This is a genomic window from Collimonas sp., from assembly GCF_035566555.1.
Taxonomy (GTDB): Bacteria; Pseudomonadota; Gammaproteobacteria; order Burkholderiales; family Burkholderiaceae_D; genus Collimonas.
This window is the reverse complement of record NZ_DATMRB010000058.1, coordinates 1-17545: the sequence shown is the minus strand read 5'-3', so window position 1 is coordinate 17545 and position 17545 is coordinate 1. Positions and strand designations below refer to the sequence as shown.

The window sequence follows — 17545 nt, the reverse complement described above, 5'->3', positions numbered from 1 at the left end:
TCGATATCGCCGTTGCCGGTAATCGGCTGGCGGATCTTGCGCACGCTGACCAGGCTGTCGCTTTGCATGGCGTAGTTGGCGCCGTTGATCAGTTCCAGGTCGGCGCGGTATTCCGGATGCAGCTGTTGCGTGATCTTGGCTTGCATCCAGGTGGCGAACGCTTCGTTCAGCCAGATGTCGTCCCACCAAGGCATGGTGACGGTGTCGCCGAACCACTGGTGCGCCAGTTCATGGGCGGTGACGTTGAACGAACCGCGCACATTGTTGGCCGGCGAATTGGCGTCCAGCAGCATCAGGTAATCGCGGAAAGTGACCAGGCCGGGATTTTCCATGGCGCCGGCGGCAAAGTCTGGCGCCGCCAGCAGGTCGACTTTATCGAAGGGATAGCCGAAGCCGAAATAATCTTCCAGCGCCGTGATGATGGCAGGGGTCTGCGCCAGCGCCGGCTTGATGCGCTCGCCTTCGCCATGCGGCGCAATGCCGCGCAGCGGCGTCGCCTGGGCGCGCCATTGCGTCGCCGGAATCTGCTGGCCGGCGACGACATCCCACGGGCCGACGGCAAACGCCACCAGATAGGTCGGCAGCGGTTTGGTGGCGGCGAAGCTGAGCTTGCGCCAGCCCTGTTCCAGTTGCTGTTCTCCTATTTGGCGGGTGTTGGCCACTGCGACCTGGTTTTCCGGCACCGTCAGGCTGAGCGTGAACGGGGTCTTGAAAGAGGGTTCGTCAAAACCAGGGAAGGCGTAGCGCGCGCTGATCGCTTCCATCTGCGTGATCACATACGGCGCGCCCTGGCTGCTGACCTTGTACACGCCTTCCAGCTGCTGATTGAATGGCGCACTGTACTCAAGCACCATGCGATAGCGGCCGGCCGGCAGGGTCTGGCCAAACTCCACGGTGGCGACGCCTTCCTTTTGCGCGGCGACCTTGTATTGCGCGGCATGGACCTGGTTTTTGCTGTCGCTCAGCGTGACTTTGCCGACGTTCAGGTCCTGGCCATGCAGCCACAGGTGATCGGCGGCCTGCTTGAGTTCGATATCGATGGTGGCGCTGCCGGAGTATTCGGACTGGCGCGGATCGACGCGGAAATCGAGTTGGTATGCCAGGGGCTGAGCCCAGCGTGGCAGTTTTCCCAGCGGTGCAGTGTCATTCGGGGTCGCCGCTGTGGCGTTGAATGATGCGATGCTGAGGGCGAGAGCGGCTAGTGTGAAACGACGGGTAGTACACATCACAGGTCAAATCCTCCCAAATTTTGTCTTGGGATTCTAGCGCGCACTACGGTGATTCGCTAGGAAAATAGTATGAACATAAAAAGTAAAAAAATCCGCACCGGCGCGCGCTGGCTGCTTCCCCTTGTTTAGCACGCGGATGCTGGGTTTCGGGCGGGTGCGGCGGCTTATCTCTGTCAGCTTGCCTTATCTGGAATAAGCAAAGGTGATAGATGCGGTGCGCCATCTTCGCCGCGTAAGGGGAAGTGCAGCACGAACATCGCGCCACCCAGCTCCGAAGCGGCGACGCGTACGCCACCGCCAAGCCGTTCGGCGATTTTCCTGACGATCGCCAGGCCCAGCCCGTAGCCGCCGGTGGCGCGGTCGCGGCTGCGGTCGAGGCGGTAGAACGGTTCGAAAATCCGTTCGCGGTCGTTGTCAGGAATGCCGACGCCGTCGTCTTCCACGATCAGCTTCCAGGAAGCGGCGCCGGCCTCGGCGCGCACCCGGATGGTGCTGTGGGTATAGCGCAGGGCATTTTGCAGCAAGTTGGAAAAAGCACGTCCCAGGCTGCGCGGTTCGATCACGACTTCTTGCACGGCGGGCGCGATCTGCCAGACGATGGTGCAGTGGCGCAGGCTGAGTTCTTCGGCGGAGACGCCGGCGGCGGCGCGCAGGAAGTCCTCCAGCACGATTCTTTCCCGGCTTTCCGGCCGGGTGGCCTGTTCCAGCATGCTCAGCGTCAGCAGTTCGCCGACCAGGATGTCCAGTTCTTCGACATCCTTGCGCATGGCCTTGATGCGCTGATGCGTCTTGCTGTCGTCGGTGGTGTCCATCAGGTTGACCAGGGCGAACTCCAGCCGCGCCAGCGGCGTGCGCAGCTCGTGCGAGGCGGCGTTGACCATGTCTCTCTGCGCCGTGATCAGCGCACCGATGCGGTCGGCCATGTTGTTGAAGTAGGCGCACAGCTGCTTGATCGAGGAATTCTCGGACAGCTTGGCGCGCGCGTCCAGCGCGCCGTCGCCGAAGCGGGCGGCGGCGATGCGCAGCTTTTCCAGGTCGCGCCAGTGCGGCGTCAGCCATACCAATATCGCTCCCAGCATGACGCTGAAAATAATCACGTAGGCAAGCGCTTCCATCCAGCCGGACATCTGCGGATGAACCTCCAGGATGCTGCCGTCATTCAGGGTGATATAGACATTGGTGCGGTTGATGTCGCCGTTGCCGATCCATGCCAGACCGTTTTGCGTCAGTTCCTGCCGGGTCTTCGCCGGTAGCGAGTGTATCTCTGCTTCCGGCATGCGGCGGTAGCGCTGCTGGTTCAAGCGGTTCATGTTATCCAGCTTGGCCTGCTGGGCGCCGTTGCGGACCGGACCCAGATACTCGCGCAGCAGTATCGCCTCGCTGATGTACTCGCGCTGCATCTGGGCCGTGAATTGCGCCGAGAACAGATAAGGGAAGCCTTTTTGCACGAAGACGATCGACAGGATCGACAGGATGGCGACGATCAGGTATAGGCGTATCAGGATTCTTAGCATTATTCGTCCCAGGCGATGGGGCTGAACAGATAGCCGCGGCCCCACACGGTCTTGATTTTGCGCGGTTCGTTGGCGTCGTCGTCGAAGCATTTGCGCAGGCGCGAAATGCTGACGTCGACGGTGCGGTCGAGACCGTCGAAGCCGATGCCGCGCCAGCGCTTGAGCAATTCGTCGCGGCTGAGGACCTTGCCGGCGGCCTGCACCAGGATCACGAACAGGTTGTAGTCGGCGGTTTTCAGGTCGACTTCCTCGCCTTTCCAGCATACCTGGCGCGCCGACAGGTCGATCTCCAGTTCGCCGAACTGCAGCAAGGTGCCGCGCGCCGGCTGGTCGCGCAAGTCCATCCAGCGCAGGATCACGCGCAGGCGCGCCAGCAGCAGGCGCGGCTCGACCGGCTTGAGCATGTAGTCGTCGGCGCCGATTTCGAGGCCGGCGACCTGGTCGAAAATGTCGGCGCGAGCGGTCAGCATCAGCACCGGCAGCGCCGAGGTCTTGCGGATGGCGCGGCAGATATCCATGCCGTCCATGCCGGGCAGCATAAGGTCCAGCACCACCACATCCGGCTGTTCGCGGGCGATGGCGTCCAGCGCCAGGTCGCCGCGCAGCACCAGCGTCACTTCAAAATCGTAACGGCACAGGTATTCCGATATCAATTCGGCAAGCCGTGCATCGTCCTCGATCAATAAAACCTTCTTCATGCGATTTTTCCTTTTTTTCATCATAGCGTCTCGCTCGGGCTGCTGATGAAGCGATTACAAACAAACACATAAATGCCAAGGATCCGTACATATTCCCCACTAATGCTGCACAGACATGCGGCTCCGGCTTGTCGACAATGTGGACTGTCAATGCAATACCGATCCGCATCACGAATTTGCTTACTTAACCCCGGAGAAACAATGAAACACCAGTTCAAGTCAATTCTCGTCGTCGCCCTGTATGGCGCCCTGGCCTCGCGCACCGCGCTGGCGCAGCAGGTGCCGGCGCCGTCCAAATCGTGGCTGCAAGACAGCCAGGTCACGATCGGACTGGGCGCAGGCGCCATGGCGCGCTACGCCGGCAGCGATGAATACCACGTGGTGCCGGTGCCGATACTGAAAATTGTGACGCCGTCGGGCTTTTTTGTCGACACCATGGAAGGCGCCGGCTACCGCTACGATATCAACGACATGTTTTTCGCCAAGGCGGCCATCGGCTACGGCGCCGGCCGCAAGGATTCCAACGACGGCTTGCAGCCCGGTTCGGCAAAACTGAGAGGCATGGGCGAGATCAAGGGCTCGGTGCTGGCCAATGTTGAGGCCGGCATCAAGCTGGGCCGCATCGGCACGCTGTCGCTGGCCATTTCGGAGCCGCTCAGCAACCGCGAACGCGGCCTCAGCTACCGGGCCCAGATCAGCAGCACCGTGCTGACACTGGCCAAGGACAATGTCAGCGTCAGCGCTGCCGCCATGTTCGGCGACGCCAAGTACAACCAGACTTTCTTTGGCGTCAATGCCGTCCAGAGCCGCAATTCGGGCTATGCCCAGTACACGGCGGAATCCGGCCTCAATGCGGTGAATGCCGCGCTGGTATGGACCCACATTTTCAACCGGACCTGGTCGGTATCCACCATGCTGGGCGCCACGCATTATATGCAAAAAGCCGCCGACAGCCCGCTGGTGCTGGACAAGACCAATTACAGCGGATTTACGACCGTTAATTATTCTTTTTGACCGAACCGGGACTGGTGCGCCGACATGGTATTTAATCTGTTTCCAAGATCGAAGTGGCTGCGCGACAAACTGCAAGCCGAGCAGCAGCGCTTGCCGGCTGCGCCGCCACGGATTTTCCTTACCGGCGTCACCGGTTTTGTCGGCGGTGCGATTGCCGCCGAACTCGCCGACAGCGACAGCTTCAAGGAAATGCTATTTCTGGTTCGTGCGCCATGCCTGGCCGAAGGGGTACGCCGGGTGCGTGGATCGATCGCTCGTTTCGTCCCGGCCGACATGCCGCTGCACATCGCGGAAAGCCAGATCATCCTGGCTGACCTGAGGGATGCGCAGGCGTTTAGCGATGCGCGCCTGGAGCAGGTCAGCCATGTGATTCATTGCGCCGCCGTGACCTCCTTTGCCGAGCGCACGGACATCTGGGAAATCAATGTCGACGCCACCATGCGTCTGGCCGAGCGCTGTTCCCGGCTGCCGGGCTTGCAGCGCTTCGTGTATGTCGGCATGGCCATGGCGTGCGGCGTGGCGCGCGGGCCGGTGGTCACGGAAAGCCTGCGGCTGCCGGTCGAGCGCGCCCATCTGGTGCCGTATACTGCCTCCAAGGCGCAGGCCGAAAATCAATTGCGCGAGCTGTTCCCGGAGTTGCCGCTGGTGACGGTGCGGCCGTCGATCATCGTCGGCCATTCGTCGCTTGGCTGCAGGCCATCGGCCAGCATCTTCTGGATTTTGAAAGTGGTGGCGCAGCTGAATCGCTTCGTTTGCCCGCCAAGCGCCTATCTGGATATCGTGCCGGTCGATTACTGCGCGCGTACGATTGTCGCCCTGACCTTGAAGGCAAGGCTCAGATTTTCCGCATATCACATCTCCGCCGGGCGCAGCGGCAGCGTCATGGTAGAGCAGTTGCTGCAGGCTTTCCACAGCATGAATGTGGCGGCGCGCGGGCAGCCTTACGAACGCGTGTCGGAAGCCGCGCTGCAGCAGATGGCGCTGGCGTTTGGCGTGCGCCACGCCGTGCAAGGCAGCGCCACCAGGAGCGGCCGCAACGAACCGATCAACACGCGCATGCTGCACAAGGCGCTGATGCTGTACGGACGTTTTTCCAAGCTCAATTATGTGTTTGATGAGCGGCGGACTCTGGGCGAAGGGCTGGCGCCGGCGCCTTGCTTCCTCGAATATATCGGCCGCTGTGAGCGTAGCGCCGCGGGCATGTCGCTAAAGGCGCAGATGGCGTATGACTTCAAATAGATAGGAACATCTTTGCGCGGGAACAAAAAAACCCGCCGAGGCGGGTTTTTTATGCAACTTGCTTGCCGAAACTCAGGCGCGCTTGATAAGCCGCAGAATGAACAGCAGGATCACTGCACCTACGGTGGCCGTCACGATAGAGGCGATCCAGCCGCCGCCTACCTGAATGCCAAGTACCCCCGCCAGCCAGCCGCCGATGAAGGCGCCGACGATACCGACGATGATATCAACCAGCACGCCGAAGCCGCCGCCCTTGACCAAAACACCTGCCAGCCATCCTGCAATCGCGCCAACTATCAACCAAGCGATGATGCCCATAAGATTTCCTTTCAAAGTTGACCATGTTTAAACTACCCGGCAAGAGTAGCGTAAACATCATCAAATAAAGTCGTCCAATTGTAAAAGATAGATAAACCGGAAAATTGCTTTAGCGGCTGCGGCATTGCCGGAAAAACGGCCGCACATGCAAACAGGGCCAGGCAATCTGCCTGGCCCTGTCGTCTCAGCTGTTAGCTGCAAGCCTTGCCATGATCGGCGTGGTTGCCTGCTGCCTTGGCGGCTGCTTCTGTCATGTAGGAGCCGGCCTTGGTTTTGCCGTAGTACTTGCTGCCTGCGCAGTGGTATACCTTGCTCGAAGTATTGACCCAGACGTCGCCTGGATTAGCGCCGGCTGCAGGAGCGGTTGCAGCAGCTGCCGGTTTTGCTGGCGCCATTGCTGCTGGCGCTGCGGCGGCTGGCTTGGCCATGGCGGCAGGTGCTGCGGCCGGAGCAGCTGCTGGAGCAGCGGCAGGTGCGGCTGCGGCGGCTGCCGGTGCTGCTGCGGCTGCGGCGTACCACTCTTTTACGCCTTTATGGCCGGCGCAAGCGCCTTTCTTGGTAGCGTTGGAAGAATAGCTGCCGTCCTTGCACAGGCCGGTGCTGCCGGCTGGCGCTGCTGCCGGCGCTTGCGCGAAGCTGGCGGCGGAAGTCAGTAAGGCTGCTGCAACTGCTGCTGAAATAAACAATGCTTTCATTTTCTTCTCCATGGAGTAAATAGTGCTCATGTGTGTTGCTGATCTCAACACCTTGGGTGTCAATCTGTCTACTTGCAGCACGACCGTGCAACTTGTTGTGCGCCGCACCTGGCAATATGACCGAGGTAGGTAATCAACGCGGTCATCTTGGATATGGCTGACATAAACTTCGATACAAATGAAAACAATTGTGAGATTTTTACGTTCGCCGACGCTAATGTTATTAAAAATCTATCTATCCGCGAGCGCGCGGCCGGCAGCGGACTGCCGGCCGCATTCCGCTAGAACGCGTAGCGCGCGCCGATGGTGGCCGTATAGCGCGGCGCCAGCTGCACGCCGTTGACCTTTTGATAAACCGGCAACTGCACGAAGCCGTAGAGCGAGACCTGTTGCGAGATTGGCACGTTGATGCCGGGGCTCAGGTAGACCAGGGTGCCGCCGGTGCTGATGGTGTCGGCATTGGCGCCGACGTCGTGCAGCACGCGCCGCAGGTTGAGCTGGATCTGCGGCGTGAAGCTGCTGTTGCCGACGTAGCGCAGGCCGAGGTTCAGGTTGGCGCCGTCGCCAGGACGGTACTGGTCGCTGGAATTCAGCGCCTTCTGCACGATGCCCTGGGCGAAGTAATCCAGGTTCTGGCTCAGCGTATCCATATAGTAGACGCCGAGGATGGCATCGGTGGTGCCGCTGCCCGGCTGCAGGCCGCGATCGATGGCGACCGGCCCCGGCGCCGTCGGATCGCTGGACATGGCGGTATCGGTGTGGCTGCCGGTGGGCAGCTTGACGCCGAACAGGATGCCGAAGTTATGCTCCGGCGTGAAGCCCTGGTAACGGCCAATGAGCTTGATGTCGCCGATGCTGGAGGTGCGGGAATCATACTGGCCGCCGCCGGCGCCGGGCGTGATGCCGTCCGATGCGGTGCCCAGAGTGCTATGGCTGCGCATGATGTAGGGCAGCTGCAGATTGATGCCCCAGTCCGGATTGAAGCTGTAGTCCAGGCCGAGCGTCAGGTAGTTGTTGCGGGTGTATTTTTCCACTTCCTGTGGATCGCCGTTGTGGGAGATCTGGCTGGCGGCGGCGGGAGATATCTTGCCCGTGCCGCTGCGCAGCTGGTTCTGGTCCAGGTAATCGTAGCGCAGATCCATTTTCAGTCCGGATGAACTGCCGATGCCGAGGTTGTCCCAGTCGGAACTGAGGGTGCAGCCGCAGCTGGCGCAGGCCAAGGCGGTTTGCGGCAGAAAGGCAGTTAAAGATACGGCCGCGAGCGGCAGCAAGGCAAAGCGGGCGCGGCGAGAGAATGGCATTGCCATGGCAAAGGTCTTTCTTGTTCAAGTTGTAACGCGTAAAAACACGCTTTTACCGGGTGACCGGGTCAAAGTGTGCTGCAGATAACCAGATCAAGAAAAGACGGGCGGCCCGCGCGACTGCGGATGCAGCCGTACAACGCTGGTGTGCAGGGTGGCTACGGCTTGCGGAACATCGATGCTTTCGCTGGCCGGCAGTTGCCATTGACTGATGCCAGGCGGCAGGCCGATGTCGGCGGCATGCAGGAAGCACAGCAGGCAATGGCCCTGGTGATCCTGGTCCGGCGCTTCATGGCTGCCGCCGGCAAGCGCCTGCGTACGGCCGCTGACGCTGCACAATTCGCCCAGCCCGAGCGGCTGGCCGTGGGCAGCCGGCAGCAACTGCACCACGCTTGGCAGCAAGGCTGCAAACATGGCCAGGCAGATGGCAAGCTGGCGCAAAGGACGGGGCAGGCGGAACATGGATCAGGCAGGGCGTCGCGGTTGGCGCCGCGCCGGGATGGCGCGGGCAGCCGTATGTTAGCGCGTCGTCTGCGGCTCAGCAATAGACGCTGGCGCATGCACCCCATTTGCCAGCCGCGCAGGCTGTTGTGTTATTTTCAAGCTTCAGGATGGAGGTCGACCTTGAACAGATCCTTGCCGTCGATGTCGTGCAGCGAGACCGTCATGACTTTGCTCCTGGCGTCGATCTTGCCGACGCCGAAAAACTGCAGCAGCTCGCTGGGCGGGCGGTTCTGCTTCATGTCGCTGGGGATGCTGACGTAGCGCACGTCGGGTCCGAAGGTGCGGTCGATTTCGCCCGGGCCGAAAGTGCCGGCGTGCAGCGGCCCGCCGACAAATTCCCAGAATGGCTTGAAGTCGGTGAATTGCGCCTTGTCCGGCGCATAGTAGGTGGCGGAGGCGTAATGCACGTCGGCCGTGACCCAGACCACGTTCTTGATGTCATGCTGCTTGATGAACTTGAGCAGGCTGGCCACTTCCAGCTCGCGTCCGCGCGGCTTGCCATTGTCGCCGTTGGCCCAGGCCTCGAACGTACCCTGCGGCACATCCGGATTGAGATCGGGCACCACGATCGAGATCGGCATGTCGCTGGCGATGACTTTCCAGGTCGAACGCGAGCGCAGCAAGGCTTGCTTGATCCAGCGCAGCTGGGCGGTGCCGAGGAAGGCGGCGTCCTGCGTCAGCGCGCTTTGGCGATTCGGCGAGTTGGGACCGCGGTAGCTGCGCTCATCGAGCATGAAAACTTCCAGCAGCGGGCCGTAGTTGAACATGCGGTAAATCCGTTCCGGATCGCTGGGCTCGATGCGGAACGGATTGTATTCGAACATGGCGCGCTTGGCGTTGGCCGCCAGGGTCGACAGATCGCGCTGCTGGTAGCGCTGTTCGGCGGCGCCGATAGTTTGGCCCGGATACCAGTTGTTGCGCACTTCATGATCGTCCCATTGCACCAGGAACGGCACTTCCGCGGCGAAGCGGCGCTTGTTGGCGTCCAGCAAGTTGTAGGCGAAGTTGCCCCGATAGTCGTCCAGCGTTTCCGCGACCTTGGACTTGGCTGGCGTCACCAGGTTTTGCCAGAGCGTGCCGTCGTCCAGCCTGACTTCTTTTTCGATGACGCCGTCGGCGTAGATCTGGTCGCCGGAGTGGATAAAGAAATCCGGCTTGAAGCGGCGCATGGTTTCATAGATGCGGTAGCCGCCCCAGGCCTCGTTGATGCCCCAGCCCTGGCCGGCTTCGTCGCCGGAAAAGGCGAAAGTGATGTCGCGCTCGGCGCGGCCGGGAATCAGCAAGCTGCCGCTTTGCGGCGCGCTGTAGATCGCAGGATTCTGGATATCCTGGAAGCGCACCCGATAAAAAACGGTTTGTCCGCTGGGCAAGCCGCTGAGATCGACCCGTGCCGAGAAGTCGCTGCTGGAGAGTGCGATCGGGCCGTTGATTGTTTGAGCGTTGTGGAAGTTCTCGTTACTCGCATATTCCACCACCATGCGCGCGGGCCGGTCGGCGCGGCTCCAGATGATCGCCCTGTCGCGGCTGATGTCGCCGCTCATCACGCCGCTCGGCATTTGCGGACGCAAGCGCTCGGCTGTGACCAGGGCAGGCGCCGCGTTTTGTCCGGCGCTTTGCGCGATCACGCTGTGCAGCGGCGCGCCGCTCAGCAAAACGCCGGCGCCGGCACCGACCTTGCGTAGAAAAGTACGGCGTTTGTATGCTGTGGCGTCGTTCGGCATGGCGTGCTCGGCGGAAGAGGCGGAACGGTGATTTTATCGTGCCTGTGTTACAGGCAGATGAACTGTGGCCGATATGCATGAGGCAAAAAAAAGCCGGCCAGCGCAATGCTGTCCGGCTTCGCTGCCAATGCTGGAATTAATTGGACTTGACTGCTTCGACCTGCATCGCCAGCTTCACTTCCGGCGCGAATTTCGGCACGCCGTAGCTGATGCCGAAGTCGCTGCGGTTGAATTCCGCAGTGGCGTCGGCGCCGCATACTTCGCGCTTCAGCATCGGGTGCATGATGCACTTGAAGGAATTGATGGTCAGCTTGACTGGCTTGGTGACGCCATGCAGGGTCAGCTCGCCGTCGACTGCCACCGGCTTGTCGCCGTCGAACTGGATCGAAGTGCTCTTGTAGGTGACGTCAGGGAATTTCTTGACGTCGAACATGTCCGGACCGGACGCGTGCTCGTTCAGCTTGGCCATGCCGAAATCGATCGTGCTTGGATCGATATGGATATCGATGGCGCCAGTCTTGGCAGCGCGGTCCAGAGTGACCGTGCCGGTAGTTTTTTCAAACTTGCCGCGCCACACCGAAATGCCCATGTGGTCAGCCGCGAAGCTCGGGTAGGTATGGGTTGGGTCGATGGTGTAGGTGTCGGCTGCGGCAAAGGCGCTGGCGGCGCTGACGGCCAGCAGGGAAGCGATGATGAGCTTGAGTTTCATTGCGGGTGATCCTTTCGTTGGAATAATGTCTCTGCTTAGTTTGCTACAAGATGAAACTTGATAGTGATTTCGTCCGCTACCATGCTGGTGTCTTTCCATTCGCCTTCACCGATATTGTAGGTGAGCCGCTTGATCGGCAAGACGCCGTCGAAGACCTGGGCGCCGCCTTCTTTCTTGACGCTCAGGGGGAAGCTGACATCGGTGGTCTTGCCCTTGATGGTCAGCTTGCCGCTGACATCGTATTTGCTGCCTGCCGGCGCGCCGGCGCTGGCCTTGATCGAGCTGGCGACAAAACTGGCCTTGGCAAACTGCGCTGCATTGAACCATTCTTTCTTCAGCACTTCCTTGTTGTATTCAGGATCGCCGAGGTCGAAGCTGGCGATGTCGATGTCGACGCTGGCTTTGGCGGCAGCCGGCTGGGTGGCGTCGAAATCGATGGCCGGGCTGAATTTCTTGAACTTGGCTTCCACCGGCACATTCATCTGCTTGAAGACGATGGTGACGCTGCTTTTCGCCAGGTCGGCTTTCAGCGGCGCAGCCGGGGACGACCAGCTGGCGCCGAGGGCCAGCAGGCCGGCGGCAGTAGCGAGGGTGAGCTTTTGCAAGGTCATGAAGGTTCCTTGATTAAATTGATGGAGGACTAAGGCAGCATGCGTTTCAGCACGCCGTCGCGGTCGATGAAGTGATGCTTGAGCGCGGCCAGCACGTGCAGCGAAACGGCGCCCAGCATGATCATGTTGAGTGTGTAGTGGACCAGTTTCAGGACCGGCTTGAGATCCGGGTTGGCGGCGATCAGCACCGGCATCGGCCAGATTCCCAGGTAAGTCACCGGCACGCCGGCCGCCAGGCTGTAGAAATAGCCGGACAGCGGCACGGCGAAGATCAGCACATACAAGAGCACGTGCAAGCCGTGCGCGGCCAGTTGCTGCCAGGGCTGCATGCTGGCGGGGTAGGGCGGTGCGCCCTTGGCCTTGCGCCATAGCAAGCGCAGGCATGCCAGGCCGAACACTGTCACGCCCAGCCATTTATGCCAGGAAAAATATTTCAGCTTGGTGGGCGTCAGGCCGGGAATGTCGACCATGGTCAGGCCCAGCGTAAAGGCGGCAACGATGAGGATAGCGACCAGCCAGTGCAGCACGATGGCTGGGAGTGAGTAACGTTGCATAAAGTATCGGGACGTAAATGTAATAGCGAAAACAGGATTCAGAACCGCCAATTGCCGGCCGCATCCGGCTACGACCAGCAAAACAGCAACGAGTTTCCGTCAGCCCGCGCATTTGATGATTTTTGCATCAATGCGTCGGCGCATCCAGCGAGTCGCTATAGTATCGGAAATTCCTGAACCATGTTTTCCGGCGCAAGCCCGCGTCATTGTTACGGCTTGCGCTGATAACTGCCTTCGCTGGCCGGTGCGCCGTTCATGTCGTCGCCGGGGCTGTACAGCGAGATCACCACTTTTCCCGGTGTTGCCGACGGGCTAATACGCAGCTGTCCAACTTGTATCTTGTTGATGACGCAGCTGCTGTTCTGGTCGATTGCCAGCCGTACCTGCTGCGGGCTGCTTTCCAGTACATGCGTCCTCGCCTGGTTGCAGGTGAGGGCGTTGATGCTGTGGGCGGAGATCGCCACTGCGTCGCCGGGATAGATTTCGGCATAGGGCGAAGGCGTGGCGCTGGTCGGCAGCCAGGCGCCGGTTGCCCAGCGCGCCACCTGAGGCTGGGCTGGCACCAGTGGCAGCGGTGGCGCCGGCGACTCAACCGCCACGACTGCCGGCGCCATGACTGCTTCTTGCGGCGCGGCGGAAGGCGTTGGCTCTGCCGCAGGCGCTGCGCCGAGATCAGGCGGTACCGCCGGCAGCGGCAGCATCGGCGGCATTGCGGCGCCAGAATCCGGCATGGCTGCTGTGGCTTCCTGTGCTGAGTCGGTCACTGTCGGCGGCACTACCTGTTGCGGCTGCGCCTCGACCGGCGGCGCCGGGAACAAAGGTTCCGGATTGCTGGCCGGCGCCGCTATCGCCGCCGCTGCAGCAGATGGCATGGCAGGCGGAATGGCGGACGGGTTTGCGCCGTTGCCGACACCGAGCAGGTTTGGCAAAAGGTCGATGGCGAGCTGTCTTGACATGGAAATCTGCAGCTGCGGCGCGTCGATTGCATTCTTGACGTGCGTGGTGCTGACTGGCTTGCCGTCGATCAGCAGGGTCAAGTCCTGCTCCAGCGCCGCAGTTGTGGCCGCCAGCATGCGTTGCTGGGCGTCCTGGCTGAGAGTGACATCGAGGACGATCTGGTCCGGATTGGCGTTATAGGTGTCCCTGATGTTCAGGCTGATTTCGGTGAAATCGCTGCGGGAAGCAAAGGCGATTTCGGCGGCGTTGGCGGTGGCGGCAACGGCTGCAAATGCCGCGCATAGAGCGGCTGTCATTATTTTCCAGCGTGCGTGCATGGTTATTCTCCCTGGATGATATCGGTGGCTTGCTTGGTATCCTGTTGCGGCGTCAAGGCCACGTGCACCGCTTCGGCCACGCTCAGCGCGCTCAGGCAGGCAGCCGGGAAGGCTGGCGCCACGGCGTTCTTCATGATGTCGTAGACCGGGTCTTTGAGGCGAGCGAGCAGCAGTTGTAAGCCGCTGGCCTCGACGAAGGTGAAAAAATCGTGCAAGCCTTCCAGGCTGGTGCTGTCGAGGTCGGGCGATTCTTCCAGGCTGAGGATGACGGTGTGCAGATCCTTGGCGGCAGCGATGGAACGGCGCGCCTGGCTCAGGATGCGTTCGGCGTTGGCAAAGAACAGCGGCTCGTTGGGACGCAAGATGATGATGCCGGCCACCGGCTGCGCGGCCGGATGGGTGCGCATGTTGACGAAGTCATGGCTGTCGCCGAGCTGTCCGAGGACGGAAATGGTGGATTGCGAAAACTGCCGCAGCATCATGAAGATGCTGATCACGATCGACACCAGCAAGCCGTCCAGCACACCCAGCAACAGCACTGCGATGACCGAGGCAATCACGACCAGGCGATCGCGGCGCCACTGGAAGTACGGCCGGAACGCCATCGGATTGAGCGTATGGCTGACCGCATGGATCACGATCGCCGCCAGCACCGGCTCCGGCGTCAGGGCGATCCCCGGCAGCAAGGTCAGCACGATCGCCAGCATCACCAGCGCCGCCACCCAGCCGGACAGGCGCGAAGTGGCGCCGGCCGCTTCGTTGGCGGAAGTGGCGGAATAGCCGGCGCCGACCGGCATGCCATGGAACAGGCCGGACAGCAGGTTGGAAGCGCCCAGCGCCAGCAGGTCGCGGTTGGGCGCGGTGGTGTCGCCGTGCTTGATGGCGAAGCTGCGGATCGAGCCATACGACTCGGCGTACAAGATCATGCCCATGGCAAAGCCCAGCTCGCCCAGGCGCAGCCAGTCGGCGCGCGACAACATGGGCAGCGTCGGCAGCGCCAGCTGCAGATGGATGCTGCCGACCAGGCCGACGCCGTATTGCTGCAGATTGAGCCACTGGCCGGCGGCCACGCCGATGACAATCACCAGCAGCGCGCCCGGCACCCGCCGCAGCCGTGCGAACAGGAACAGCAAGGCTAGCGCTGCCGCCATGACGGCGACGCTGACCCAGTTCCAGTGACCGGCCTGGGCCAGCATTTCGGGGATGAAACGGGTCATGTCGCTATGCACCGGATGGACGTCGACCACGCTGGCGATCTGCTTGACGATGATGACGATGGCCAGGCCGAAGGCAAAGCCGCGCAAGACCGGCTTGGCGATGAAATCGGTGACGCTGCCCATGCGCGCCAGTCCCGCCAGCAGGAAAAACAGGCCGGTGATCATCACCAGGCCGATCGCCAGCGTCATGCGCAGGCCGATGTCGCCATTCGCCATGGAGGCGGTGGCTGCCGCCAGCACCGCCGCGGAGGAGGAGGTCGCTGAGACGATCGCGAAGCGGCTGCTACCGAACAGGCCGTAGCACAGCAGGCCGGCGAACAGCGCGATGACGCCGGTTTGCGGCGGCAGGTTGGCGATGCTGGAATAAGCCACGGCCTCGGGCAGCAGCAGTCCGGCAATCGAAAGACCGGCCACCAGATCGGCGCTCACCACGCGTTTCGGCGCGGGCGTCGGATTCAGGTCGGCGTGTTGTGATGGTGCAGCGCTCATGCGCCTCCCTGGAGTGGACGTGTGTATTCTGATTTTATGCTGTTTTCGCAACAATGCGAAGCTGCAACTAACGGCAACTATTTGCAACCAGGCAGCATCTCCTGGCGCGCGATCATGCGTAAGCGTGAAACGTTGTTGATTTTAAGTCAAATATCATTTGCCGTTACACCCATTTTTCTCAATAAACAATACGCGCATAGTGTCTGCATCGATGGCCGTTCAGGCATCGTCCAGACATCAATCAGACAAGGAAAAAACATGCAGGTATTTATCACTGGAGCAAGCGGATTCATCGGGGGTTCCGTCGCCGCCCGTTTCATGCGGGAGGGTTATCAGGTGCGCGGGCTGGTGCGGACGCAGGAGCAAGCCGCACGCTTAAAGGCGCTGGGCGTGGAGCCGGTGCTGGGAACGCTGGCCGATAGCGAGATCCTCGGCCGTGAGGCGAAGCAGGCCGATGCCGTGGTCAATGCCGCCAGTTCGGACAATCTGTTTGCGGTGCAGACCTTGCTGGATGCGCTGGCCGGTTCCGGCAAGGTATTCATCCATACCAGCGGGTCCAGCGTGATCGGCGACGACGCCCGTGGCGACTGGCTGTCGGAACAAGTATTCGACGAAGACACGCCGTTCACGCCGGCGCCGGAGAAGGCCGCGCGCGCCGCCCTCGACAAGCTGATCCGCGACGCCGCGCAACGCAATGTGCGTTCCGTCATCCTGTGTAACACCATGATCTACGGTAACGGGCTCGGCCTGAAGCGCGACAGCGTGCAGATTCCACCGCTGGTGGCGCAGGCGCGCAGCAGCGGCATCGCGCGCTATGTCGGCAAGGGCCTTAACGCCTGGTCCAATGTGCATATCGAAGATGTAGCAGAGCTGTACCTGCTGGCATTGAAAACGGCGCCCGCCGGCTCTTTCTATTTTGTCGAAAACGGCCAGGCCTCATATGCCGAGATCGTCGGCGCCATTGCCGAACGCTTGGGGTTGGGGCCGGCGCAATCCTGGCCGGTGCAGGATGCCATCGATGCCTGGGGCTTTGGCCACGCGGTCTATTCTTTCGGTTCGAACAGCCGGGTGTCGGCGGCCAAGGCGCGCCGGGAACTGGGATGGCAGCCGCAGCACGCATCGGTGCTGGACTGGATCAGGAACGATATGAAATTGGATTGAAAAAAAGCCCGGGTCAGTTCAGACCCGGGCTTTTTTATTTCGCAGCCGCTACCGGGCGCTGCCCCGGCTTGACGATGACGGTGCAAGTCATGCCGGCCGCCAGCGTGATGTCTTCCGGCACCTTGTCGATGTGGATGCGCACCGGCACCCGCTGCGCCAGCCGCACCCAGTTGAAGCTCGGGTTGACATTGGCCAGGCCGTAAGTGCCGAGAGCGTTGTCGCGGTCGGTGATGCCGCGCGAGATGCTGTCGACATGGCCGTTGATGATCTGTTCGCTGCCGAGCAGGCGCATGTCGACAGCGTCGCCGACTTTCATCAGAGGCAGCTTGTTTTCTTCAAAATAGCCGTAGACCCAGAAAGAATTGGCGTCGATCACCGCCAGCTTCGGTGCGCCGGCCTGGGCGAAATCGCCGGCATGCACGTTCAGGTTGGTGATCCAGCCATCCACCGTGGCGCGCACTTCGGTGCGTTCCAGATTCAGTTTGGCGCTGTCGCGCGCAGCCAGCGCGGCCTGGTACGAGGCCTGGGCGGCGGAGGCGTCGGCGCTGGAGTTTTCCCGGTTTTCATTGGAGATGACGTCGCCGTCCAGCTTGGCGCGGCGTTCGGCGTCGCGCTGCTTGGTGGTGAGGCCGACGCGGCGTTCGGTCACCAGCGCTTCGGCCTGCGCCAGCGCCAGCGTATAGCGCGCCGGATCGATTTTCATCAGCAGGTCGCCTTTGTGCACATAACCGTTGTCGGCCACCGGTACTGCCACCACGATGCCGGAGACGTCGGCGGCGACGCTGATGACATCGGCCCGCACCCGGCCGTCGCGGGTCCAGGGCGTATTCATGTAGCGCTCCCACAGCGCGCGCGCCAGCAGCACGGCGGCCAGGACCACTAGCAGGGTAATGATGACCTGCAGCAGGGTTTTCAAGATGGTGGATGATTTCATGGCGACCTTAGAACAAATTTTTTACAGCAAATTGAACAACGTATTACACGACGTGCTACACAACGTGAAGCAGCAATCCGGCGCCGCCGAAAATGCAAAAGAACAGGGCGATGCGGAACAGGCTCGGGTGCCAGACGTAGCGGTACAGCCCGAGCCGGGTAAACAGCCAGTCGACCGCCATCTGCAGGAACAGGCAGGCGATGAAGACCAGCAGCAAGGTCGGGATGAGGGCATCGAAGAGAGCGATTTCGCGCGGCATGGTCACTTCCCGGTGTTAGTGGTTGGATTGAGGGGCGACGGCGGCGCCGTGGTTGCGGCCGGCGTCAGCACGGTGACGCGCTCCAGCATGGCGCCGCGCATCAG

At 61.5% G+C, this 17545-nt stretch carries 18 protein-coding genes; 3 read left to right on the top strand and 15 right to left on the bottom strand.

The window, feature by feature from the left end:
* The 3 genes from VNZ65_RS08550 to VNZ65_RS08540 form a co-directional block, all read right to left on the bottom strand.
* Positions 1-1226: M1 family metallopeptidase (locus VNZ65_RS08550; RefSeq protein ID WP_325667987.1), on the bottom strand; the 1226-nt coding region annotated here is incomplete at its 3' end.
* Positions 1227-1402: 176 nt separating this feature from the next.
* Complete coding sequence (locus VNZ65_RS08545) at positions 1403-2743, bottom strand: ATP-binding protein (protein ID WP_325667985.1); 1341 nt, start codon at positions 2741-2743, stop codon at positions 1403-1405.
* Positions 2743-3441, bottom strand: coding sequence for a response regulator (locus VNZ65_RS08540; RefSeq protein WP_325667983.1), 699 nt, complete (start codon positions 3439-3441; stop codon positions 2743-2745). Before VNZ65_RS08540 ends, VNZ65_RS08545 begins: the two co-directional genes overlap by 1 nt.
* Positions 3442-3642: 201 nt before the next feature.
* Here VNZ65_RS08540 and VNZ65_RS08535 point away from each other — a divergent pair, with 201 nt between their 5' ends.
* Positions 3643-4455, top strand: coding sequence for a MipA/OmpV family protein (locus tag VNZ65_RS08535; protein ID WP_325667981.1), 813 nt, complete (start codon positions 3643-3645; stop codon positions 4453-4455).
* A gap of 24 nt (positions 4456-4479) precedes the next feature.
* Positions 4480-5694 (top strand): SDR family oxidoreductase, encoded by a 1215-nt coding sequence (locus tag VNZ65_RS08530; protein ID WP_325667979.1) that lies wholly within the window; start codon positions 4480-4482, stop codon positions 5692-5694.
* A gap of 72 nt (positions 5695-5766) precedes the next feature.
* Here VNZ65_RS08530 and VNZ65_RS08525 read toward each other — a convergent pair whose 3' ends face one another.
* The 10 genes from VNZ65_RS08525 to VNZ65_RS08480 all read right to left on the bottom strand — a co-directional run bounded on the left by VNZ65_RS08525 (position 5767) and on the right by VNZ65_RS08480 (position 15087).
* On the bottom strand, positions 5767-6012 hold the full coding sequence (locus VNZ65_RS08525; protein ID WP_061943502.1) for a GlsB/YeaQ/YmgE family stress response membrane protein: 246 nt from the start codon (positions 6010-6012) through the stop codon (positions 5767-5769).
* A gap of 191 nt (positions 6013-6203) precedes the next feature.
* On the bottom strand, positions 6204-6707 hold the full coding sequence (locus tag VNZ65_RS08520; RefSeq protein ID WP_325667976.1) for a DUF3761 domain-containing protein: 504 nt from the start codon (positions 6705-6707) through the stop codon (positions 6204-6206).
* 281 nt (positions 6708-6988) lie between these two features.
* Positions 6989-8014, bottom strand: coding sequence for a TonB-dependent receptor (locus tag VNZ65_RS08515; protein ID WP_325667974.1), 1026 nt, complete (start codon positions 8012-8014; stop codon positions 6989-6991).
* A gap of 87 nt (positions 8015-8101) precedes the next feature.
* Positions 8102-8470 carry a DUF2946 family protein gene (locus VNZ65_RS08510; RefSeq protein WP_325667972.1) on the bottom strand — a complete coding sequence of 123 codons (369 nt, stop codon included), beginning with the start codon at positions 8468-8470 and terminating at the stop codon, positions 8102-8104.
* Between the two features lie 137 nt (positions 8471-8607).
* Positions 8608-10233, bottom strand: a complete 1626-nt coding sequence (locus tag VNZ65_RS08505; RefSeq protein WP_325667971.1) for an alkaline phosphatase D family protein — start codon at positions 10231-10233, stop codon at positions 8608-8610.
* Positions 10234-10369: 136 nt separating this feature from the next.
* The gene (locus VNZ65_RS08500) at positions 10370-10942 is read right to left on the bottom strand and encodes a YceI family protein (protein ID WP_325667969.1); all 573 of its coding nucleotides are present in this window, start codon (positions 10940-10942) and stop codon (positions 10370-10372) included.
* 35 nt (positions 10943-10977) lie between these two features.
* Complete coding sequence (locus VNZ65_RS08495) at positions 10978-11553, bottom strand: YceI family protein (protein ID WP_325667967.1); 576 nt, start codon at positions 11551-11553, stop codon at positions 10978-10980.
* A gap of 29 nt (positions 11554-11582) precedes the next feature.
* Positions 11583-12107: a cytochrome b gene (locus VNZ65_RS08490; protein ID WP_325667965.1), complete on the bottom strand. Its 525-nt coding sequence runs from the start codon at positions 12105-12107 to the stop codon at positions 11583-11585.
* Positions 12108-12316: 209 nt separating this feature from the next.
* Entirely contained in the window at positions 12317-13360 is a 1044-nt protein-coding gene (locus VNZ65_RS08485) for a hypothetical protein (RefSeq protein WP_325667963.1), read from the bottom strand.
* Between the two features lie 23 nt (positions 13361-13383).
* Complete coding sequence (locus VNZ65_RS08480) at positions 13384-15087, bottom strand: SulP family inorganic anion transporter (RefSeq protein ID WP_325667961.1); 1704 nt, start codon at positions 15085-15087, stop codon at positions 13384-13386.
* A 258-nt stretch (positions 15088-15345) separates the two neighbouring features.
* Between VNZ65_RS08480 and VNZ65_RS08475 the strand changes: the two genes are divergently transcribed.
* Positions 15346-16248: an NAD-dependent epimerase/dehydratase family protein gene (locus tag VNZ65_RS08475; RefSeq protein ID WP_325667959.1), complete on the top strand. Its 903-nt coding sequence runs from the start codon at positions 15346-15348 to the stop codon at positions 16246-16248.
* A 34-nt stretch (positions 16249-16282) separates the two neighbouring features.
* Here the strand turns inward: VNZ65_RS08475 and VNZ65_RS08470 are convergent, their stop codons facing one another.
* Both VNZ65_RS08470 and VNZ65_RS08465 read right to left on the bottom strand, forming a co-directional pair.
* The gene (locus VNZ65_RS08470; protein ID WP_325667957.1) at positions 16283-17182 is read right to left on the bottom strand and encodes an efflux RND transporter periplasmic adaptor subunit; all 900 of its coding nucleotides are present in this window, start codon (positions 17180-17182) and stop codon (positions 16283-16285) included.
* 55 nt (positions 17183-17237) lie between these two features.
* Positions 17238-17441, bottom strand: a complete 204-nt coding sequence (locus VNZ65_RS08465; protein ID WP_061943467.1) for a DUF1656 domain-containing protein — start codon at positions 17439-17441, stop codon at positions 17238-17240.
* Positions 17442-17545: the final 104 nt, after the last annotated feature.

Coding starts and splice junctions, on each gene's coding strand:
- VNZ65_RS08545 (WP_325667985.1), bottom strand. CDS start 2,743: ATGCTAAGAATCCTGATACGCCTATACCTGATCGTCGCCATCCTGTCG.
- VNZ65_RS08540 (WP_325667983.1), bottom strand. CDS start 3,441: ATGAAGAAGGTTTTATTGATCGAGGACGATGCACGGCTTGCCGAATTG.
- VNZ65_RS08535 (WP_325667981.1), top strand. CDS start 3,643: ATGAAACACCAGTTCAAGTCAATTCTCGTCGTCGCCCTGTATGGCGCC.
- VNZ65_RS08530 (WP_325667979.1), top strand. CDS start 4,480: ATGGTATTTAATCTGTTTCCAAGATCGAAGTGGCTGCGCGACAAACTG.
- VNZ65_RS08525 (WP_061943502.1), bottom strand. CDS start 6,012: ATGGGCATCATCGCTTGGTTGATAGTTGGCGCGATTGCAGGATGGCTG.
- VNZ65_RS08520 (WP_325667976.1), bottom strand. CDS start 6,707: ATGAAAGCATTGTTTATTTCAGCAGCAGTTGCAGCAGCCTTACTGACT.
- VNZ65_RS08515 (WP_325667974.1), bottom strand. CDS start 8,014: ATGGCAATGCCATTCTCTCGCCGCGCCCGCTTTGCCTTGCTGCCGCTC.
- VNZ65_RS08510 (WP_325667972.1), bottom strand. CDS start 8,470: ATGTTCCGCCTGCCCCGTCCTTTGCGCCAGCTTGCCATCTGCCTGGCC.
- VNZ65_RS08505 (WP_325667971.1), bottom strand. CDS start 10,233: ATGCCGAACGACGCCACAGCATACAAACGCCGTACTTTTCTACGCAAG.
- VNZ65_RS08500 (WP_325667969.1), bottom strand. CDS start 10,942: ATGAAACTCAAGCTCATCATCGCTTCCCTGCTGGCCGTCAGCGCCGCC.
- VNZ65_RS08495 (WP_325667967.1), bottom strand. CDS start 11,553: ATGACCTTGCAAAAGCTCACCCTCGCTACTGCCGCCGGCCTGCTGGCC.
- VNZ65_RS08490 (WP_325667965.1), bottom strand. CDS start 12,107: ATGCAACGTTACTCACTCCCAGCCATCGTGCTGCACTGGCTGGTCGCT.
- VNZ65_RS08485 (WP_325667963.1), bottom strand. CDS start 13,360: ATGACAGCCGCTCTATGCGCGGCATTTGCAGCCGTTGCCGCCACCGCC.
- VNZ65_RS08480 (WP_325667961.1), bottom strand. CDS start 15,087: ATGAGCGCTGCACCATCACAACACGCCGACCTGAATCCGACGCCCGCG.
- VNZ65_RS08475 (WP_325667959.1), top strand. CDS start 15,346: ATGCAGGTATTTATCACTGGAGCAAGCGGATTCATCGGGGGTTCCGTC.
- VNZ65_RS08470 (WP_325667957.1), bottom strand. CDS start 17,182: ATGAAATCATCCACCATCTTGAAAACCCTGCTGCAGGTCATCATTACC.
- VNZ65_RS08465 (WP_061943467.1), bottom strand. CDS start 17,441: ATGCCGCGCGAAATCGCTCTCTTCGATGCCCTCATCCCGACCTTGCTG.